Origin of the sequence: Paenibacillus flagellatus (genome assembly GCF_003217775.1) — a bacterium.
Taxonomy (GTDB): Bacteria; Bacillota; Bacilli; order Paenibacillales; family NBRC-103111; genus Paenibacillus_AB; species Paenibacillus_AB flagellatus.
On sequence record NZ_QJVJ01000001.1, the window covers coordinates 318,429 to 335,562 of the forward strand.

General features: G+C 60.2%; 12 protein-coding genes and 1 other annotated feature. Of the genes, 4 read left to right on the top strand and 8 right to left on the bottom strand.

The window, feature by feature from the left end; all coding sequences use genetic code 11:
• Positions 1-160: 160 nt before the first annotated feature.
• Positions 161-988, top strand: a complete 828-nt coding sequence (locus tag DLM86_RS01545; protein WP_110838191.1) for a putative protein N(5)-glutamine methyltransferase — start codon at positions 161-163, stop codon at positions 986-988.
• Between the two features lie 101 nt (positions 989-1,089).
• Positions 1,090-1,935: an AraC family transcriptional regulator gene (locus tag DLM86_RS01550; RefSeq protein ID WP_110838192.1), complete on the top strand. Its 846-nt coding sequence runs from the start codon at positions 1,090-1,092 to the stop codon at positions 1,933-1,935.
• Positions 1,936-2,064: 129 nt separating this feature from the next.
• Here the strand turns inward: DLM86_RS01550 and DLM86_RS01555 are convergent, their stop codons facing one another.
• The 3 genes from DLM86_RS01555 to DLM86_RS01565 all read right to left on the bottom strand — a co-directional run bounded on the left by DLM86_RS01555 (position 2,065) and on the right by DLM86_RS01565 (position 8,661).
• Entirely contained in the window at positions 2,065-2,832 is a 768-nt protein-coding gene (locus DLM86_RS01555) for a sugar phosphate isomerase/epimerase family protein (protein WP_110838193.1), read from the bottom strand.
• A gap of 185 nt (positions 2,833-3,017) precedes the next feature.
• Positions 3,018-4,679: a DUF4091 domain-containing protein gene (locus DLM86_RS01560; protein WP_245954297.1), complete on the bottom strand. Its 1,662-nt coding sequence runs from the start codon at positions 4,677-4,679 to the stop codon at positions 3,018-3,020.
• A gap of 259 nt (positions 4,680-4,938) precedes the next feature.
• A complete protein-coding gene (locus tag DLM86_RS01565; RefSeq protein ID WP_110838194.1) occupies positions 4,939-8,661 on the bottom strand; it encodes a heparinase II/III domain-containing protein in 3,723 nt (1,240 codons plus the stop codon).
• A gap of 772 nt (positions 8,662-9,433) precedes the next feature.
• Positions 9,434-9,670, top strand: a binding site (T-box leader).
• A 302-nt stretch (positions 9,671-9,972) separates the two neighbouring features.
• On the opposite strand from DLM86_RS01565, the gene aspS reads away from it, so the two are divergent.
• Together aspS and DLM86_RS01575 are read left to right on the top strand one after the other, a co-directional pair.
• Positions 9,973-11,280: an aspartate--tRNA(Asn) ligase gene (aspS, locus tag DLM86_RS01570; protein ID WP_110838195.1), complete on the top strand. Its 1,308-nt coding sequence runs from the start codon at positions 9,973-9,975 to the stop codon at positions 11,278-11,280.
• Between the two features lie 116 nt (positions 11,281-11,396).
• On the top strand, positions 11,397-12,167 hold the full coding sequence (locus DLM86_RS01575) for a sugar phosphate isomerase/epimerase family protein (RefSeq protein WP_110838196.1): 771 nt from the start codon (positions 11,397-11,399) through the stop codon (positions 12,165-12,167).
• 98 nt (positions 12,168-12,265) lie between these two features.
• Here DLM86_RS01575 and DLM86_RS01580 read toward each other — a convergent pair whose 3' ends face one another.
• The 5 genes from DLM86_RS01580 to DLM86_RS01600 all read right to left on the bottom strand — a co-directional run bounded on the left by DLM86_RS01580 (position 12,266) and on the right by DLM86_RS01600 (position 17,111).
• The gene (locus tag DLM86_RS01580; RefSeq protein WP_110838197.1) at positions 12,266-13,771 is read right to left on the bottom strand and encodes a right-handed parallel beta-helix repeat-containing protein; all 1,506 of its coding nucleotides are present in this window, start codon (positions 13,769-13,771) and stop codon (positions 12,266-12,268) included.
• A 664-nt stretch (positions 13,772-14,435) separates the two neighbouring features.
• The gene (locus tag DLM86_RS01585; protein ID WP_110838198.1) at positions 14,436-15,005 is read right to left on the bottom strand and encodes a manganese catalase family protein; all 570 of its coding nucleotides are present in this window, start codon (positions 15,003-15,005) and stop codon (positions 14,436-14,438) included.
• Between the two features lie 115 nt (positions 15,006-15,120).
• A complete protein-coding gene (locus DLM86_RS01590) occupies positions 15,121-15,384 on the bottom strand; it encodes a spore coat protein CotJB (RefSeq protein WP_110838199.1) in 264 nt (87 codons plus the stop codon).
• Between the two features lie 4 nt (positions 15,385-15,388).
• Positions 15,389-15,595, bottom strand: coding sequence for a spore coat associated protein CotJA (locus tag DLM86_RS32455; protein ID WP_211326467.1), 207 nt, complete (start codon positions 15,593-15,595; stop codon positions 15,389-15,391).
• A 205-nt stretch (positions 15,596-15,800) separates the two neighbouring features.
• Positions 15,801-17,111 (bottom strand): ABC transporter substrate-binding protein, encoded by a 1,311-nt coding sequence (locus DLM86_RS01600; protein ID WP_110838201.1) that lies wholly within the window; start codon positions 17,109-17,111, stop codon positions 15,801-15,803.
• Between the last annotated feature and the right edge of the window lie 23 nt (positions 17,112-17,134).

The following is a 17,134-nucleotide window of genomic DNA, read 5'->3' on the forward strand; positions in this document are numbered from 1 at the left end:
TCGGGCTGCGGCGCGGACGAGGAAAGCGGCAAGATTCATAGATCCGACAACTTTGGAGCGCTTCCGCAAGTTCCTTATAACGAATTTGCCCCTGTGCGGATCGGTATTGCCGGGATACAATGAGCTTGCACGCATACGAACGTACGAGAAGAGGGGTACTATGGAAGCCCGAAACCGAAACGATGCCGGCACTCATGCCAACGATCCGCATGCCTCCGTTGTCACCATACTAAGAGCGGCCGGATGCGTATTCGCCGAGGAGGAGGCCCGCCTGCTCGTCGCCGCGGCGCGCTCCCCGGACGAGCTGGCCGCCATGGCGGACCGGCGGGCGGCCGGCTTTCCGCTCGAGCACGTCATCGGCTGGGCGGAGTTTTGCGGGCTGCGGATCGCGGTGGATCCGGGCGTCTTCGTCCCCCGCCGCCGCTCCGAGTTTCTCGCCCGACAGGCGATCGCTCTCGCCCGGCCGGGGACGGTCGCCGTCGATTTATGCTGCGGCTCGGGCGCGTTGGGGGCCGCTCTGGCCGCCGCCGTGCGACCGATCGAGCTGCACGCCGCCGACGTCGACCCGGCCGCGGTACAGTGCGCCCGGCGCAACGTCGCCCCCTACGGAGGGCGCGTATACGAAGGCGACCTGTACGAGCCGCTGCCCGCCGCCCTGCGGGGCCGCGTCGGCATCGTGATCGCGAACGCGCCCTACGTGCCGTCGGAGGCGATCGCCCTGATGCCGCCGGAGGCCCGCCTGCATGAAGCGCTCGTCGCGCTGGACGGAGGAACGGACGGGCTGGACGTCCAGCGGCGGGTCGCGGCCGAGGCGCCCCGTTGGCTCGCGGAGGGCGGCCATCTGCTCGTCGAGACCGGCGAGCGGCAGGCGCCGCAAACCGCCGATCTTTTCGCCCGGTGCGGACTGCTCCCCCGGGTGGCCCGTTCCGACGACTGGGACGCCACGGTCGTCATCGGCACGCTCCGGAAGGCGCAGGAATCCGGCTGACCGACGCGACGCGGCCCGCCTCCCGTTGCGCGCGTCCCGCCTTCCCCTTACAATGAAAGAAAACGATTGTCGTACGGAACTCGAGGGAGGAGGGCGAGCCGGTGCAATGCGAAGTGCTCACGGCCGGTTATTCGTACCATACGAAGCCGTTTCGAACCGAAGCCTATCCCGGGCTAGACCATTACTTAATCCGCTTCCAATCGGAGGGGCGCTCCCGGGCGCTCGTCGACGGCGCCTTCGCAATTGTCGAGCCGGGCGATTTGCTGCTGTACGAGCCCGGGCAGCCGTACGAGCTGCGCGTCGACGCCGAGCGGCAGCCGTCGGGCGAGACGGCCGTGGCCAGCGGGGACTACTACTTTTTTTGCCGGGGCGAATGGCTGGAGCGATGGTGGAACGAACGCCGCCGGCCGACGAAAACGAACGTGCCGCTGCACGACACCCTGCTGGCGATTTGCCGGCAAATCGTGCTGGAGCATCAGCGCGGCCGAGGCACGTACAAGCATATCGTCGACTATTACATGCGCATCCTTTGCATGACGATGGACCGCGAAATGACCGAGCACGCCGCGGGCGCCGACGGCGCCAAGTCGTTCCTCGCCCAGCGGATGCGCAATTTCGTGGAGGAGCATGCGCTGGAGTCGTTCAAGCTGGAGGACGTGGCGCGCTGCGCCGGGCTGAGCCCGTCCCGCGCCGTCCATCTGTTCAAGGCGTGCTTCGGCCAGTCGATCATGCAGTACGCGCTGCATATCCGGCTCTCCATCGCGCGGGAGCGGATGCTGTACAGTCCGATGACGCTCGAGCAAATCGCCGAGCTGTCCGGCTTCAGCAGCTACTCGTACTTCCACCGGATATTCCGGGCGCACTACGGCGTTTCCCCGAAGCGGTACCAGCTTGGCCAACGGCGGCAGACGCCGGCGGAGGAGGACGGCGGTCCGGGGCGGGAATAGGCGCGGGCTCGGCGAATCGCGATCGGCACCGCCTATCGGGCGTCCGCGATCGGACGTTGCGCCCCCCGGAGGGCCGCCGTGCCTTCAACAAAAAGAAGAGTCCGCGCGGACTCTTCTTTTTGTTGCCCCTTAAGCCAAGCCGTTTTCTTTCATCCACCGCATGCTGTTCGCCATCGCCTCGAACGGCGGGTTTTGCGTGAAATCCTGTTCGTAGATGAGCCATTCCGCTCCGGCCTGCGTCGCCGCTTCGGCGATGGCCGGCAGGTTGACGTCGCCCGTGCCGAGCTCGACCGTCAACGGCTTGCCGTCCTCGGTCCGGCGCACGTCCTTGAAGTGAACGAGCGGCAGCCGCCCCTTGTACTTCGCGATGTACTCGACCGGATCGTAGCCGGCGAAATAAACCCAGCACGCGTCCAGCTCGACCTTGAGCGCATCCGCCGGAACCGCTCCGAACATGGCGTCCAGCGCCGTCTCTCCGTCCACCTTCTCCTCCAGCTCGAACGCGTGGTTATGGTAGCCGAATGCGATGCCCTGCTCGGCGCATTTCCGGCCGATCGACTCCAGCTCCCGGAACGTGCTCCGCCACGTCTCCGCGTCTTTGCGGTATTCGTCGCCCAAGTACGGGCACACGATGTACGAGCTGCCGATCGCTTTGTTGAAAGCGATCTCTTCGTCCAGCGCCTCCTTCAGCCGCGCAATGCCGACATGGCTGCCGATCGCCCGCAGTCCGAGCTCGTCGAGCAGCTCCTTCAGCTTGCCCGCCTCCAAGCCGCCGTATCCGGCGAACTCCACGCCGGCGAACCCTTCCGCCGCTACCCGGCGAAGCGCGCCGACGAAATCTTTCGACGTCTCGTCGCGAAGCGTATACAACTGGATCCCGACTTTCCAGGAACTCATCACCGATCACCCCATCGTAAATTTTGCTCGACTCCATCTAATCATAAACGGGTAAGCGGTGTACATGCCGAATTCGGGAAAAAGCTGGCGAATCTGGCTATAATGCAAAACGGCCCCTCTCCGATGCGCATGCATCGGAAATAGGGCCGTTCCCGTCGTCTCCGGCCGGAGAGCGACGGTCCCGCTTACGCCGAATGACGGCGAATCGCTTCGTTGATCCGCTCGCGGCAGGCGAGCAGCCAAGCGGCGTCGCGCGGGTAGACGTCGAACGTAATCGGCGCGTCGGCGCCCTGCTCCATCAGCGCGATCGTCTCGTCGCGCCCGATAAGCGATTCGAGCAGCTCGAGCGCGCGCAAATCCTGAAGCGCCTCGCGGAACACCTCGAACCGGAGCGACTCGACGGGCGCGCCGTCCTCGCCGGGGTAGACGACGAACGGGTCGCCGGCCGGAAAGGCGAAGTTGGCGTCGGTGTTCCGGTACGGATCGATCGGGAAGCGCGAATATTGCGCGTACCAGAAGTTGTAGCCCCAATGGAGGAAGCCCGCGATCCGGAACTTGTACAGCTGGAGGCCGAGCACCCGGTTGCGCGCCGAAGGCATGCTGATGAACCGGTTGGCGACTTTTTGGTACTGCGAGCAGCAGTAATACGTCCACAGTCCCGGAATGTCGTTCTCGAGAAACGGCTCGATATGGTTGCTCGCCGGAATCGGCGTCGGCACGAGCCCGCGCTCGTAAAACGCATAGTCGGACAGCGCGTCGATCGAAGGGAACTCGCCGACGAACCGCTTCAGCCAGCTGCTGGCGCTCTCGTACCACGGCAAATGGTCCAAATGCGGCTCGTCGGAGACGTGGAAGTATACCCGTTTCTCCAGCCCGTGCCGCTTGAGGAAATCGACGAGCGCCGGCAAAAATTGCGCCAAAAACCCTTTGTACTCGTCACCGGTGGCGTCGGTATCCCATCCGAAAATGCGCTTCGTCTCCCCGTCAACGGAGGCGACGATTTTGGGCGCATGCTTGGCGCCCCATTGGGTGAACAAGTGCGACAGCTCGTAATAGCGGATGCCGTTCCGGTCGCCCATGTCGACCCACCGCTTCAGCCGGTCGAAGCCGAACCGATAGCTTTCGCCGGACTTCTCGACGTCGACGAGCTGCACCGTGGGCCGTTCGCCGCCGACCTGCGTATCGAGCGGCGGGGTGAACAGCGGCGTCAGCAGCATGTTGATGCCGTGCTCGACGGCCGTCTTCACGAACCGCTCGACGATTTCCCAATGCCGCTCGCTGAATACGTCGACCCCGTAGTAGGTGGCGAGACAATCGGTATGAAACCATTCCGTGTGAATCAGCTTCTGCTCCGGCAGGACGGCGGGCAGCACGTCCAGCTCGAACGTTTCGCGGGCGAGCTCCACGCCCTCGTTCGATTCGATCACGATCGCGATCGGATACGTGCCGGGCTTCACGTCGCCGGACAAGTCGACCGTCACCCAGATCGACCGCCATTGGCCGGGGAAGCCCGTCAGTCCTTCCGACGGCTTGACCGGGAACAACGGATCGGGATACAAGCCAGGTGTTGAACGGAGCACGTTGTCGTCATGGTCGGCATAAACCGGCATTTCGGCCGGAACGAGTCCGACGGCGCGCAGCGTCACGCGCGAAGCGAGCTCCGATTCGGCGCGGGCACGCATATGCTTGATCAGCTTCGGCGCCCGGTACGCCACTTGATACGAAAACGTCTCGCGCTGCAGCGCTGAGGCCCGTCGAATGGGAGCGGCCTGCAGCTCCTCGTCGGCAAACACTTTCTCGAGCGAGCTTAACGTACGTGTAACCAAGGACAGTTCGGCGGTTGACAAGAGGGCTCCTCCTTCGAATCGGTACAGGATGAAAATGAAATGAAACAAAATGAAACGAAAAGATCGAAATCACACACAACCATCATAGCACAGCGGCGCCCGCCCCGCCAGACGGTCATGGCGTAAAATCGTCGCCGGCCGCCCGATCGCCGCCATGTGGTGCCGTATCGGAAACGAATGCCCTCTCGCCATCCCAAAAAAGGGGACGCCCGGTTTCGCCAGGCATCCCCGTCCTTCCCGTTAAGCCGCCGCTTCGCGGTCAGCGCCCGTCGACGTTCGCGATGCGGAACGCGTGGGCGCCGTTCCAGCCCAGGAACGGATACGACGTCATACGGGAGCTGCCGTCCGCCGCGATGTCCCAGCCCGGATCCGTCCGGTCCAGCACGATCAGGGTGCGTCCGCCCTCCCGGCGAATTTCCTCCACCGCGTAGCCGCGGGTCCGCCCGTCCGGATGCGTCACGACGACGTTACGCCCGGCGGCCTCCGGCGACACCTGCGCCTCGGTGACGAGCGCGTCGACCGGATCGCCCTCCAGCTTCCGCAGCACGTCGGTCACGATGCCGACGGCGGCCCCTTCCCCCGTCACCGCTTTGTCCCCTTTGCGCAGCAGCGTGCCGTCGGCCAGCACCATCTTCGTGACCTTACCGTTCTCGAGGCGAATCCATCCGTGCTTGCCGGTCAGCTCGATATCGCCGACTCTCATCGTATGCTCCGCATCGGACGCGCTCAGCACGATATCGGTCGTCGACCCGTAGCGGATGCGAAGCGCCGTATCGCCGGGCTCCGCTTGATCGGGGACCAGCTTCTCGACCGACTCGATTTTCGCGCCCCCCGACCCGACGTACGGTTCCATGACATGAACGAACGTGCTGTTCAGATCGGTGCCGCTGCGGCGGACGACGAGCTTCGGCATCCAATACTTGACCGCCTCCGTATTGATGTCCTTGGACGTGCCCGACAGCCTCGTCGCGCGAAGCGACGGCGCTTTGCCGATGAACAGCTCCTCGTCCCCTCCGTCCGTCAGTCCGAAAATGTTCAGCTTCGCCTTCTCCGCCCCGTTCTCGTACGTGTCGAGCGTAACGGTGTAGCGGCCGTCGGGAATCGGCGCCCGTTTCACGTCCTGCACGTACAGATAGCCGTAATAGTGCCCTTCGGCGGAGCCGGTGTCGTTCTCCGATTCGGGCATCGTCACCGCCGTCCCTTCCGGGAGCAAATACGGCCCGTACGGCTCCGTCGGCAGGTCGGTCCGGAACGCGCCGTCCCGGTTCGCGTCCCCTCCCAGCGTATATTCGTGCCGGCCCCCCCCGGACACCCGGAACACATCGACGACGTAGCCGTCTCCCGACCCGGCCGCCGCATCCCCGAAGCCGACGAGCCAAGACTCGCGGCTGTATTCGTCCGTCACCGGATAAGCGCTCTCCTGCCGCGCCTTTACGATCCGTACGCCGCTGTCCGCCGCGACGAACGAGTCGATATTGCCGCCGTGCTTGGCATCCTCGTTCAGCCTCATATCTTGTCCGTCGACGACGACCGTATTGTGGGCGAGCGTCGAGTTCGTCCATTTCCGGAAAAACGTATGCGTATACCCGATGTCCGGCATCAGCTCCTGCCCTTTCGCGAACAGCGTCATATTGAGCGGGTCGAGATGGTTGTGACCGTATTTCGGCACGAAGTTGAGATACATCTGCTGCTGCGTTGGGCCGGCACCGAGCGTCAGCCGGGAAATGCCCGCCCCCGGAAGCAGGTAGGAGCCGAGATCGGTGCGCGGCTGCGCCGTCTTCTCGTTCGCCCAAGTATCCTGTACGGGAACGTAGCTGCCGTTCGGGTAAGCGACGACGTGCTGCATCTGCTGGGCGTTGCCAAGCGCCGGATACGTGCCCGCCATGTCGAGATTGTCGATCCGCAGCCCGTTGCGCGCCGACGCGTAGCCCGCCGGGTCGGTCCACCCTTTCGCCTCGTTCATGCTTTGCAGAAGCCCGTTCGTCGATTGGTTATGGTATGACAGCGTCACTTCTTTCCAGAAGCCGTCGGATAGGAAGTTGTTGGCGGCGAAATCCTGCATGAGCTCCACCGCCTCGTGCATGTAGGACGGCTGCCCGGACGCCTTCGCCATCCGGACCAGGCCTAGCCACGTCGTATACTCCATGTTATGGTTCAGGACGGGAAACGAGCGTACGAAATCGAACGACGGCTTGAACATCGAGTCGACGATTTTACGCTCCACGTCGAAGCCGAGCTCTTCGCTCAGCAGCTCGAACGCGTTCGTGTGGCGTACGTCCCGGTACGCGTTGATCAAGTAGCTCATGTTCGTCATCTCGCCGGTATACCACCGATACCAGACTCCGCCCCAATAATGGTACGGCGGACCGCTCACGACCGGGTAATTCGTCCAGTAATAGTCGTTGGTCGGCAAATACCCGGCATACGCATCGGCCCAACGGTTGAGCAGCCGGGCGGCGCCGAGCGGGTCGGTCGCCGCCAGCTTGGCCGTTTCGCGCAGCGCGTAATCTTTTTGGAAATACCAGACGTGAGCCGTAAAAAAGTACCGTTTGCCTTCGGCATCCTCGTAGTAGGGGTACTCCACCGTTTCCCCCAGCCGGTTCGTCGCGGTCAGCTTCCGGGTTTCCGGGTACGCTTCGTTCGGATAAACGGTGCCGGTCGTCTTAGACACGATATGCCCGGGATCCGATGCGCTCCAGTTGTAGAGCTGGTAAGGCCGCAAGTCCGGATTTTCGGGCAATCCGGTAAAAATAAAGCCCGTCTTGTCGGGGATGAGGCCGATCAAGCTTTGCACCTGGGCCGACGCCGGCTTGCGCTCCACCCGCGTTTTCGGCCCCGGTTCGGCCGGAATCGGGTCGAGCGCCGTTCCCGACTCGATCAACGCTTCGCGGTCGAAGCCGAGCTCGAAATAATGGTACGGTCCGCCCGCTTGACGGAAGCCGACGACGAGCCGGTACCAGCCTTTCGCAAGCGGCTTCGGATGCCGGAACGCGAGGTGCGTCTCGCCGGCCCGTCGCTCGATGGCCGGATCGTCCAGCTTCGTCGTCAAGCCGTCCGGCGATATCCAGTATAGGCCGATTTCCGTTCCTTCCCGGATCGCATTCGCCTCCATCACCAGCTCCTTCGACAGGAAGTCGCGGTACGTCAGCCTCCAGTCGCGGATCGGCCAAACTTCCGAGCGGCTGCCCGGCTTATCCGGCAGTGCCGGCGGACGCGAGAAGTAGAGCGGCGCGAGGCGCGATTGGTTGAGCGCGTGCGCGACGAGATTGATCGTGTCGCCGCCCTGGTCGACGATATACGTTTGGCGGATCGGCGCCCAAGAGCTGAACGGCTTCGAGTTGACGCCGTAGTAGCGGACGACGTTCATGCTCCACGCGTCCCCCTCGTTGATCCGCTCCACGCCGAGCGATGCGAGCGGAACGGCCGCTTCCAGCCTCCAGGAAACGCCGCCTTGGCCGCGGACGAGCTCCACCTCCGCTTGCTCCAGCTCCTTCGTCCCCGCTCCCCAGTCCGTCTTGATCGGCCGACCGCCCTGGGCAAGCGGCACAAGGAGCCGGTAAACGTCGGGGCTCGGGCCGGGCGACAGCAGCAGCTCGACCGTTTCCGTTTCCGGGGCGGTCCCCGAAAGATCGTTATGTCCCTCCATTCCGATGTACAAATGGCCTTCGTCGTAAAGCACATACAGGTCGGTGTCCGCTTCGGCCGGACGATTGTCGTACATCGTGACGAAGCCGTCGGCGTGAAACGCGGTCCGCCAAACCGGCTCGTCCAGCTTCCCGTCCGTTACGGGCGCTTGAGCCGTTCGGGGCGCTACCGCCCACCGGTCCGCGTAAGCGGCGATGTCGGCGGCGTTCCGGTTCCCGGAGCCGCTTCCGCCGTCTCCGGCGCCTCCCGGGTCCCGAGCGGCCTCCGCACCCGTCGCCGCGAACAGCGATCCGACCAGCGCACATGCACATGCAGCAGCGATGCAGCGTCTAATCAATGTGTCCCACCTCCACCGTTTACGGATCGCGGGCTCGTTGTGAAAGGGGTTTCATTTTGTCGTGCGGCTTTGCCCGCGTCCTTGCTTTTATTAAAACATGTCCCGAACTTGTATTACAATAACATTTCTTGCGAAAGCGGCAATTGCAAATCCCGCTGGATGAGGCGCCGCTTGGTTTAGGGGGCGCGATCCGTGCTCGGTGACCGGTGTTCGGTGTTCGGTGTTCGGTGTTCGGTGTTCGGTGTTCGGTGTTCGGTGTTCGGTGTTCGGTGTTCGGTGCTCGGTGTTCGGTGCTCCGTGCTTGGTGCTCAAACTTGAATACCCTCTCCACTCGCAATTGGATTTCATCCAGTAGACCGATGCGGGAATGCCGGGATAGGCGGATGCAATTGGAAAAAATCCAACAAATGTTCCCACAGGTGGCTCATTTATGGGTCGAGACGATCTATCTGTTGGACAAATTCCAATACAATGCCTTCGGCCCGGCTCCAACCGGGCGATCCGTTGGATAAAATCCAATCACGGCCCTCTTCGAGCCCCTACGGTCCGTTTGGGCGCGTTCCTAGGCAAGTCCCTAGCGAGCCCAAGCGATCCGTTTGGGCACTACCAACGCAAGGCCCTCTTCGAGTCCGAGCGATATCCGTCGGATCCATCCGGCGGCGCGCTCCGATGGGGCCCCTACACCGTGCGACCGTTTCCGAAACGATTGCATTTGCCTGCTCCGAAAATCCGTTTGACAACCGGCCTCGAAATGACTATCATGTTCTAAACGAACAAATCGATGACCCGGAGAAGTAACCCGGTGCGCTTCAGCTCTCAGAGAGCCGTCCCTTGGCTGAAAGGACGGCGGCTGGCCCCGGACGAAAGACACCGGCGAGTTCCGCCCGAACGATCGGCACGGCCGATCCGGTAGGAGCGGACGTCGCCCCGCGTTACGGGGCCTAGAGCGATCGCGCCGCGTGCGCGATAACCAGGGTGGTACCGCGAGAAGCACAACCTCGTCCCTTTTCAGGGATGAGGTTTTTTTGCGTTCTCTTGCGGGTCCGCGATCGCGGCTCGGGATTTGTTCGAAAGCTGGGAATCCTCGAAAGTAGTCGGATTACGCTTCGAAGCCGCGCTTCCTATTCGAAGCGGCCTTCCGGTAATGCTCGAAGGGGCTTCCCTGCAAGGAATCGTCCCGCTTCGAGATTCAACTTCACTTTTGGGGAACTAGCAGGGGAGGTGATCGCATGGACGATGGTGACGATGATGATGACGATAACGACAACTTCGTTTGGCAAAACTTAAAATCGAATACGGGGAGTGTTTGTCATGACCATTCGTTCGTCCGAAATCCGTGTGCTTTGCTCCCGGGTTCCCGACTACCCGAACACCGCGATCACCGTACAGGGCTGGGTTCACGGCATTCGCCGCATGGGCGGGCTCGCGTTCGTCGACGTGCGCGACCGGAGCGGCGTCGTGCAGTGCGTGCTGGAAGGAGAGCTCGCCGAAACGCCGCTTAGCCTCGAGTCGGTCATCGCCGTCGAGGGCGTGGCGGTTCTTGCGCCGAAAGCGCCGCGAGGCGTCGAAATCCGCGCCGCCGGTATCGCCGTCCTGAGCGAGGCCGAAGCGCCGCTGCCGTTCGAGCTGAACAAAAAAACGTTAAGCGCAAAGCTTGAGACGATGCTCGACCACCGGACGCTGTCGCTCCGGCACCCGAAAACGCATGCGACGTTCCGGATCCAGTCCGCGCTCGCGGGAGCCTTCCGGGACTACTTGTCCGGGCAAGGCTTCACCCAAATCTTCACGCCCAAAATCGTCGCTTCCGGCACCGAAGGCGGCTCCAACCTGTTCGGCGTCGACTATTTCGAGCGGAAGGCGTATTTGGCCCAGTCGCCTCAATTTTACAAGCAAATGATGGTGGGGGCCGGCTACGAGCGCGTATTCGAGATCGCCCCCGTCTACCGGGCCGAAGAGCACAATACGTCCCGCCATTTGAACGAATACGTGTCGCTCGACGTCGAGGTCGGCTTCATCCGCTCGGAGGAGGAGCTGATGGACTTGGAGCAGCGGCTGCTCGCATACATGTTCGAGCGGGCCGCCGTCGGATGCGGCGAGGAGCTCGCCCTGCTCGGCGTCGAGGTACCCTCAATCGTCGACATCCCGCGTATGACGGTCGCCGAGGCGCAAGCCATCTTGCGGCGCAAGTACGGCAAAACGTCGCCGAAGGGCGATCTCGACCCGGAAGGAGAACGGCTCCTCTGCAAGCATGTGGCCGAAGGAAGCAAGCCGGCGCTCGTGTTTCTGACGAGATACCTAAAGGAGATTCGCCCGATGTATGCGATGCCGGCGCCGGAAGACGAATCGCTGACCGCATCGTTCGACCTGCTGTTCAACGGCCTCGAAATTACGACGGGCGGCCAGCGCATTCACGACTACGCCATGCTGACGGCATCCATGCGAAGCCGCGGGCTCGATCCGGATCGTTTCGCCGGCTACATGGACGTATTCCGCTACGGCATGCCGCCACACGGCGGGTTCGCGATCGGGCTCGAGCGCCTCACCTCCCGCCTGCTCGGCTTGCCGAACGTGCGCGAAGCGTCCGCCTTCCCGCGCGACCGAACGCGGCTGACACCGTAACGAACAGGAGTACCCGTCTCCAATTATCGGTTGACAACTCCCGCGATGGCGTGCTAGGCTCCATATGAAAACATTGGGATGCACACGTTTGCATCCGATTCGCGGGAGGGATAACGATGAAAATTGCGGCACAGCTTTACACGCTTCGCGATTTTTTGAAGACGGAGGACGATATCGCGACGACGCTGCAGCGGGTGAAGGAAATCGGCTACAACGCGGTACAGGTGTCCGGAGTCGGTCCGATCGACGACCGCAAGCTGAAGGAGCTGGCGGACCGCGCCGGTCTGCACATTTGCGCGACGCACATTCCTTACTCCGACATGGTAAACGATCTCGACGCCGTCATCGCGAAGCACAAGCTGTGGGAGTGCCGTTACGTCGGCATCGGCGGGCTTCCGGTCGAATACAGGAAGGACGCGGCGTCTTACGCCGCCTTCGCCAAGGAGGCTTCGGCCATCGCCGGACGGCTGAAGGAGGCCGGGCTCAGCTTCGTCTACCATAACCATGCGTTCGAATTCCGCAAGTTCGAGGGCGGCAAGTCTGGTATGGAAATCTTGTTCGACGAATCGGATGCATCTTCGTTCGGCTTCGAGCTGGACGTTCACTGGGTCCAGGCGGGCGGCGGAGACCCGATCGAGTGGATCCGCAAAGTGGACGGCCGGATGAAAGTGATCCATCTGAAAGACTACACCGTCACCGGCGACAGCGAGCGCCAGTTCGCCGAGGTCGGCGAAGGCAACATGAACTTCCGCGGCATTCTCGACGCCTGTAAGGAAACCGGCGTCGAATGGGGCGCCGTCGAGCAGGATACGTGCTACGGCCGCGATCCGTTCGAATGCCTCGCCGTCAGCGCGCGCAACTTGAAGGCGCTGGGCGCCGAGTTTTAATCGTTGGTTGTACCGAGAGCCGGGCTGCGAAGCTCGGCTCTTTAGTTTTCTTTTTTTGAAAACGGCATTGCCCTTGATGATCGTTCATATCATCCGATTTAGTACAAACTGTTGACAACGCCGGCATGGTTTTTGAATTTGAGCTTCCCGTCCGCCGAATCCACGAACAGAGAGCCGTTCGGTACGTTGGCCGAGACGCTTTGGTTCAGTCCGATCGGCCGGAGAAAGGTCAGATCGCCCGTCGCGTTGTTGGCCAGCTTCATGATTGGGTCCGCCCCCTTCGTCATATACGAGTGGCCGCCCGTATCGACGTATAACCCGATATATTCCGTCCCGCCGACTCCCAAGGAAAGTTTCGCATCCGTAGCCGCGGTCGGCGTGTTGACGGCGAATCTGGAATAATCCCTCACGAGACTCACATTATTGCGTAAAACGGTGTTATCGTTCGTCGCCACCGCAGTTATCGCTTTTCCCGTATCATTGAAATCGAGCTCGCGGTAAGTGCCGGAAATAAACACTTGAGCCGATTTGTCGGATGTTTGAACGCCAACAATATTGGCAGGTTTGGTGGGAAACGGGTGGTTGATCGAACAGCCGTCTATCGTAACGCCCTTGGCTCGATGAATCCAAATGGAAGCTTGCGCGTTGCTCGTCCAAAACTGACAGCCGGAGATCAGCACGCCGCAGACGAATTGATCAATTTCCGTCGATATAACCTTCCCCTGAATGTTGATATCGGCAATGCCGGCCGGGCCGTTCGATAAGTTGTTTTTCTCAAAATAACAGCCGATAAAGGAAACGGATTTTCCGCTATCCAATAAAGCCCCGTCCTTGCCGTTGTTTTGAAATTGACATCCTTGGAGCGTAATCGCCGAAGCATTGTCTGTAAGACGGAATCCGTATTCTCCGGCGTTGTCCAAAATCGTATCCCGGATCACGAAGAAATTGGAGTCGTAGCCCAGCTCGATATTCGTGGAGTTGTTTTGGATCATGCAGTTGCCGATCGTGTTCGTCCATGCCCCGGTTCCGAGCACCCCTTTCTGGAAGCCCTTGATACGGCAATTGATAATCGCTCCCTCGTGGGAGTAATGCATATGGATCCCGACAAAATTTGTAGACGAACCGTCGCATTCAATTCCCAGATCTTCAATAAAAACTCCCTGTATCCCCGCTTCCTTTGATGTGCCCGCAAGTTTAATAGCCGTATGGTCTGAATTTGGAGGAAACTTAAGAATCGATTTGTTTCTGCCCGCCCCGACCAGCCGATCGTTGGTCAGCAATTCAATTTGGGATTTAATGATGTACTGTCCCGGCGGAAAATAAACGGCGCTTTTTCCCCTCGCGGCCAAAATCGCGTTTTGTACCGCAACCGTCGCGTCCGTATCGCTACCGTCCGTCCAGTAATCCTTGACGTTGACATACCCGTCGGAAGCCGAGGTCAGCGTCGCGTTGTTGTCGCCATAAACCGAATTCGTAACGCTTTGCGCATACAAGTTGTTGTTGAGCAGGGAGCCGGCTGCAATCGCCGTTCCTGCGGCGCCAAGAGACGCCAGCAGCTTCCTGCGGCTTTTCGAGTAATGATCCGTTTTGTTAGGTTCGGTCATTTTGTTTCCCTCCGATTCAAGTTAATGAATAAATCGCATTTTTTTGATACATTATGTATTTTTCGATACAATTTGTATTTTTCCTTCTGAAATTTCGGTATCGCTTTTGTAAAAAAAGAATCTCACAGCAATGCATTAAAAAGACCGGAAGCGGTCCGAGCAAGCGACAAACGTGGCCCGTAACACTCCATGGCCAAAAGTCCGCTCACGGAGCGACTGCGGAAATGCGAGCCGTCCTTTGACCTTCGATCGCACCAAGGAAGAGGTCGACATACTCCGACAAAACATGGAGCGGAACGTCACTCCATACGAAAGGCTTCAAAGCTCCATCCTCTTACCCGGGAAGTTGGAACTTGGAAGTTGTCTTCGACTGATGGTGAAATTTAGGGAGCCGGGAGATCCTTTCTATGTAAAGCAGAATGGCTCGCAGCTTTCTTTTCTGGAGGTAGGCCATGATCGTAGACGCAACATCCACTCTTGTACTTGTTATTTCACTGGCAAAGGAGTAATCCGGACAATTCATCGTTTACAGCTCTGTGTGCGCTTTATATTCCCCCGGCCTCCAGAACACTCGTCCACACTATTATTTATCGAAGGGGAAGGCGGTTTTCCTGCAAAACAAAAAACATGCGCAGCAAGCTCCGCATGTTCCGTCCACCCTCGATCAAAACACTTTTTTCGCCTCGCGGTCTTCCTTCAAAATTTCCACCGCTTCGCGGAAGCGCAGCGAATGGATCACTTCCCGCTCGCGCAGAAATTTCAGTCCGTCCTGCAAGTCGACGTCGTCGGTCATGTCGATCAGCCATTGGTACGTCGCGCGCGCCTTCTCCTCTGCAGCGATGTCCTCATATAAATCGGCGATCGGGTCCCCTTTCGCCTGGATATAGGCCGCCGTCCAAGGGACGCCGTCCGCGTTTTGATAGAACAGCGCGTTGTCGTGGTTGACGTAATGGGGATCCAAGCCGGCCGCCTTGATCATCTCCGGCGTCGCGTCCTTCGTCAGCTTGTAAACCATCGTGGCGATCATCTCGAGGTGAGCGAACTCCTCCGTCCCGATGTCCGTCAGCAGTCCGATCACTTTATCCGGGATCGAATACCGCTGGTTTAAATACCGAAGCGCCGCCGCCAGCTCGCCGTCGGCGCCGCCGTACTGCTCGAGCAGCAGCTTCGCCATGTGCGGGTCGCACTTGCTCACTCTCACGGGATACTGCAGCTTTTTCTCATAAATCCACATGCTTGCCGTTCCTCCTCGCGCTTCGCTTCCGGCAAAGCGGGTTCGTTATCGCGCTAGCTCCTATGTGTAGGGACGGACGCGCTTCGCGCCGTGGCGCGGAGGCCGAACTCTCCGCCTATACTTGCCACGGCCACGGGGCGTCCTTCCAATCCCACGGATAGCGGCTGTAGCTATGGCCGAACTGCAGCAGCGGACCGTACTCGTTTTCGTATTCGCAGGCGATTTGCCGGCGAAGCTGCGCCATTTGGTTGAATTGCTGGATCGCCTGCAGATCGTTCGGATGCGTATCCAGATACAGCGTCAGCTCGACCAATACGAAGTCGGTCTCCTGCAGTCTGCGCAGCAAAGCGTAATAACGTTCGTCCAGTTTCTTTTCCATACCCTTACCCTCTCCTGCCTTCGTATGGACTGTAGTACGCCGGCCACAGCGTCCCCAGCTTCAACGCCTCCTGCGGGGAAAACTGCTGCAGATTGGTCGCCTGCCAGGGCATCGTGACGTTCGGCGGAACGACGTACCATTTCTCCAAAATCGGCGGGCACGGATCGAACGGGCCGACGAACGGGTAATAAACGCGCCATTGGGATTTCACCGGGACGTTCCTCCTTCTAGTGGTCAAAGCCTTTGGTGAACGATTCTGTTCTACACTATGACATTCGCCCAGCAAAGTTGTTAGGCGCGAACCCGCACAGCTTATACAAATTTGGGCGATCTCGTCCCGGAAGCCCGATATTCTCATCGAAAAATAATGAAAAACCGCCGGGGTCGCCCCCGACGGTTCGTACGAACGTTGCTCTTTACTTTTTCAAGCTGTCCCACGTTTTTTGGAAATCGTCGAACATTTGCTCTTTCGTCATTTTCTTCGCCACGTATGCCTGCATCGCGTCGGCGAACTTCTTGCTGGACGCCTCGCCGCCCGGGAATTTGAACCAGTTCCACGACAGCGTCTTGTTGTCCTTCACGTACTTCATGATGTCCGCCGCCAAAGGCCCGAGTGTCGCTTCGTCGGCCGGAATCGATTTGAACGCCGGAATGAATTTGAACTCCTGCGTGATGTATTTCTTCCCTACGTCGGACGTGACCATCCAGTTCAGGAACTTCTTCGCCTCGTCCTTGACGGCCGAGTTTTTGTTGATAACCCAGTTGTTCGGGACGCCGACCGGCAGCTTGTCGTTTGCGGCCGCGTCGTCGGAAATCGGCATCGGCAGGAAGCCGATTTTGATGTTCGGGTTCGTCTTCGAAATTTGCACCTGCGTCCAGTTGCCCTGCTGCGTCATCGCCGCCTTGCCGGTAGCGAACGTCGTCACTTGCGTATTGTAGTCCGTTTGCAGCGGGTTGGCGCCGCCGTATTTCAGCTGCAGGTCGAACAGCTTCACCCAGTTGTTGAACACGTCGTTGCCCTGGATTTTGGCCGTCCCTTTGTTCAAGCCGTCGATAAATTGATTCGGGTTCGGCTGGTAAGCGAACGGCAGGTTGACGAAGTGGTTGCCGAGCACCCACCATTCCCCGTAGCCGTTCACGAACGGCGTAATGCCTTTGTCCTGCAGCTTCTTCGCGGCCGCCTCGAGCTGCGTGAGCGTCTTCGGCAGCTCGGTGATGCCGGCCTGCGCGAACAGGTCCTTGTTGTACAGGAAGCCGTAGCCTTCCAGGTTAAGCGGTTGACCGTACAGCTTGCCGTTTTTCGTCATCGGTTCTTTCGCCGCGTCGACGAGATCGGCTACCCAAGGCTGGTCGGACAAGTCTTCGAGATGCTCGAGCCACAGATCCAGATCGGTGAAGCCGCCATTGTTGAAAATGTCCGGCTTGTCGCCGGAGCTGAACTTCGCCTTCAGCGCCGCGCCGTAGTCCGCGCCGCCGCCGACCGTGTCGATTTTGATCGTCACGCCCGGGTTGGCGTTCTCGTATTCCTTCGCCAGTTTCGCCAGCTGCTCGGCGATTTCGACCTTGAATTGGAATATTTTGATCGTCACGTTTTTATTGCCGCCGCCGCCGGCCGGCTGATTGCCTTGATTCGTGCCACCCGCTTCGTCTTTCTTGCCGCAGCCGGCGACCACGATCGACAGAAGCAGCGCGCAAATCAAGCCGAATACCGCAAAACGTTTGCTCATCTGCAGAATCCTCCCTTTTTTGT

Bases quoted from the DNA above. Each gene is read 5' to 3' on its own strand.
- DLM86_RS01585 (WP_110838198.1), bottom strand. From the start codon at position 15,005: ATGTGGATTTATGAGAAAAAGCTGCAGTATCCCGTGAGAGTGAGCAAG.
- DLM86_RS01575 (WP_110838196.1), top strand. From the start codon at position 11,397: ATGAAAATTGCGGCACAGCTTTACACGCTTCGCGATTTTTTGAAGACG.
- DLM86_RS01555 (WP_110838193.1), bottom strand. From the start codon at position 2,832: ATGAGTTCCTGGAAAGTCGGGATCCAGTTGTATACGCTTCGCGACGAG.
- DLM86_RS01600 (WP_110838201.1), bottom strand. From the start codon at position 17,111: ATGAGCAAACGTTTTGCGGTATTCGGCTTGATTTGCGCGCTGCTTCTG.
- DLM86_RS01580 (WP_110838197.1), bottom strand. From the start codon at position 13,771: ATGACCGAACCTAACAAAACGGATCATTACTCGAAAAGCCGCAGGAAG.
- aspS (WP_110838195.1), top strand. From the start codon at position 9,973: ATGACCATTCGTTCGTCCGAAATCCGTGTGCTTTGCTCCCGGGTTCCC.
- DLM86_RS01545 (WP_110838191.1), top strand. From the start codon at position 161: ATGGAAGCCCGAAACCGAAACGATGCCGGCACTCATGCCAACGATCCG.
- DLM86_RS01590 (WP_110838199.1), bottom strand. From the start codon at position 15,384: ATGGAAAAGAAACTGGACGAACGTTATTACGCTTTGCTGCGCAGACTG.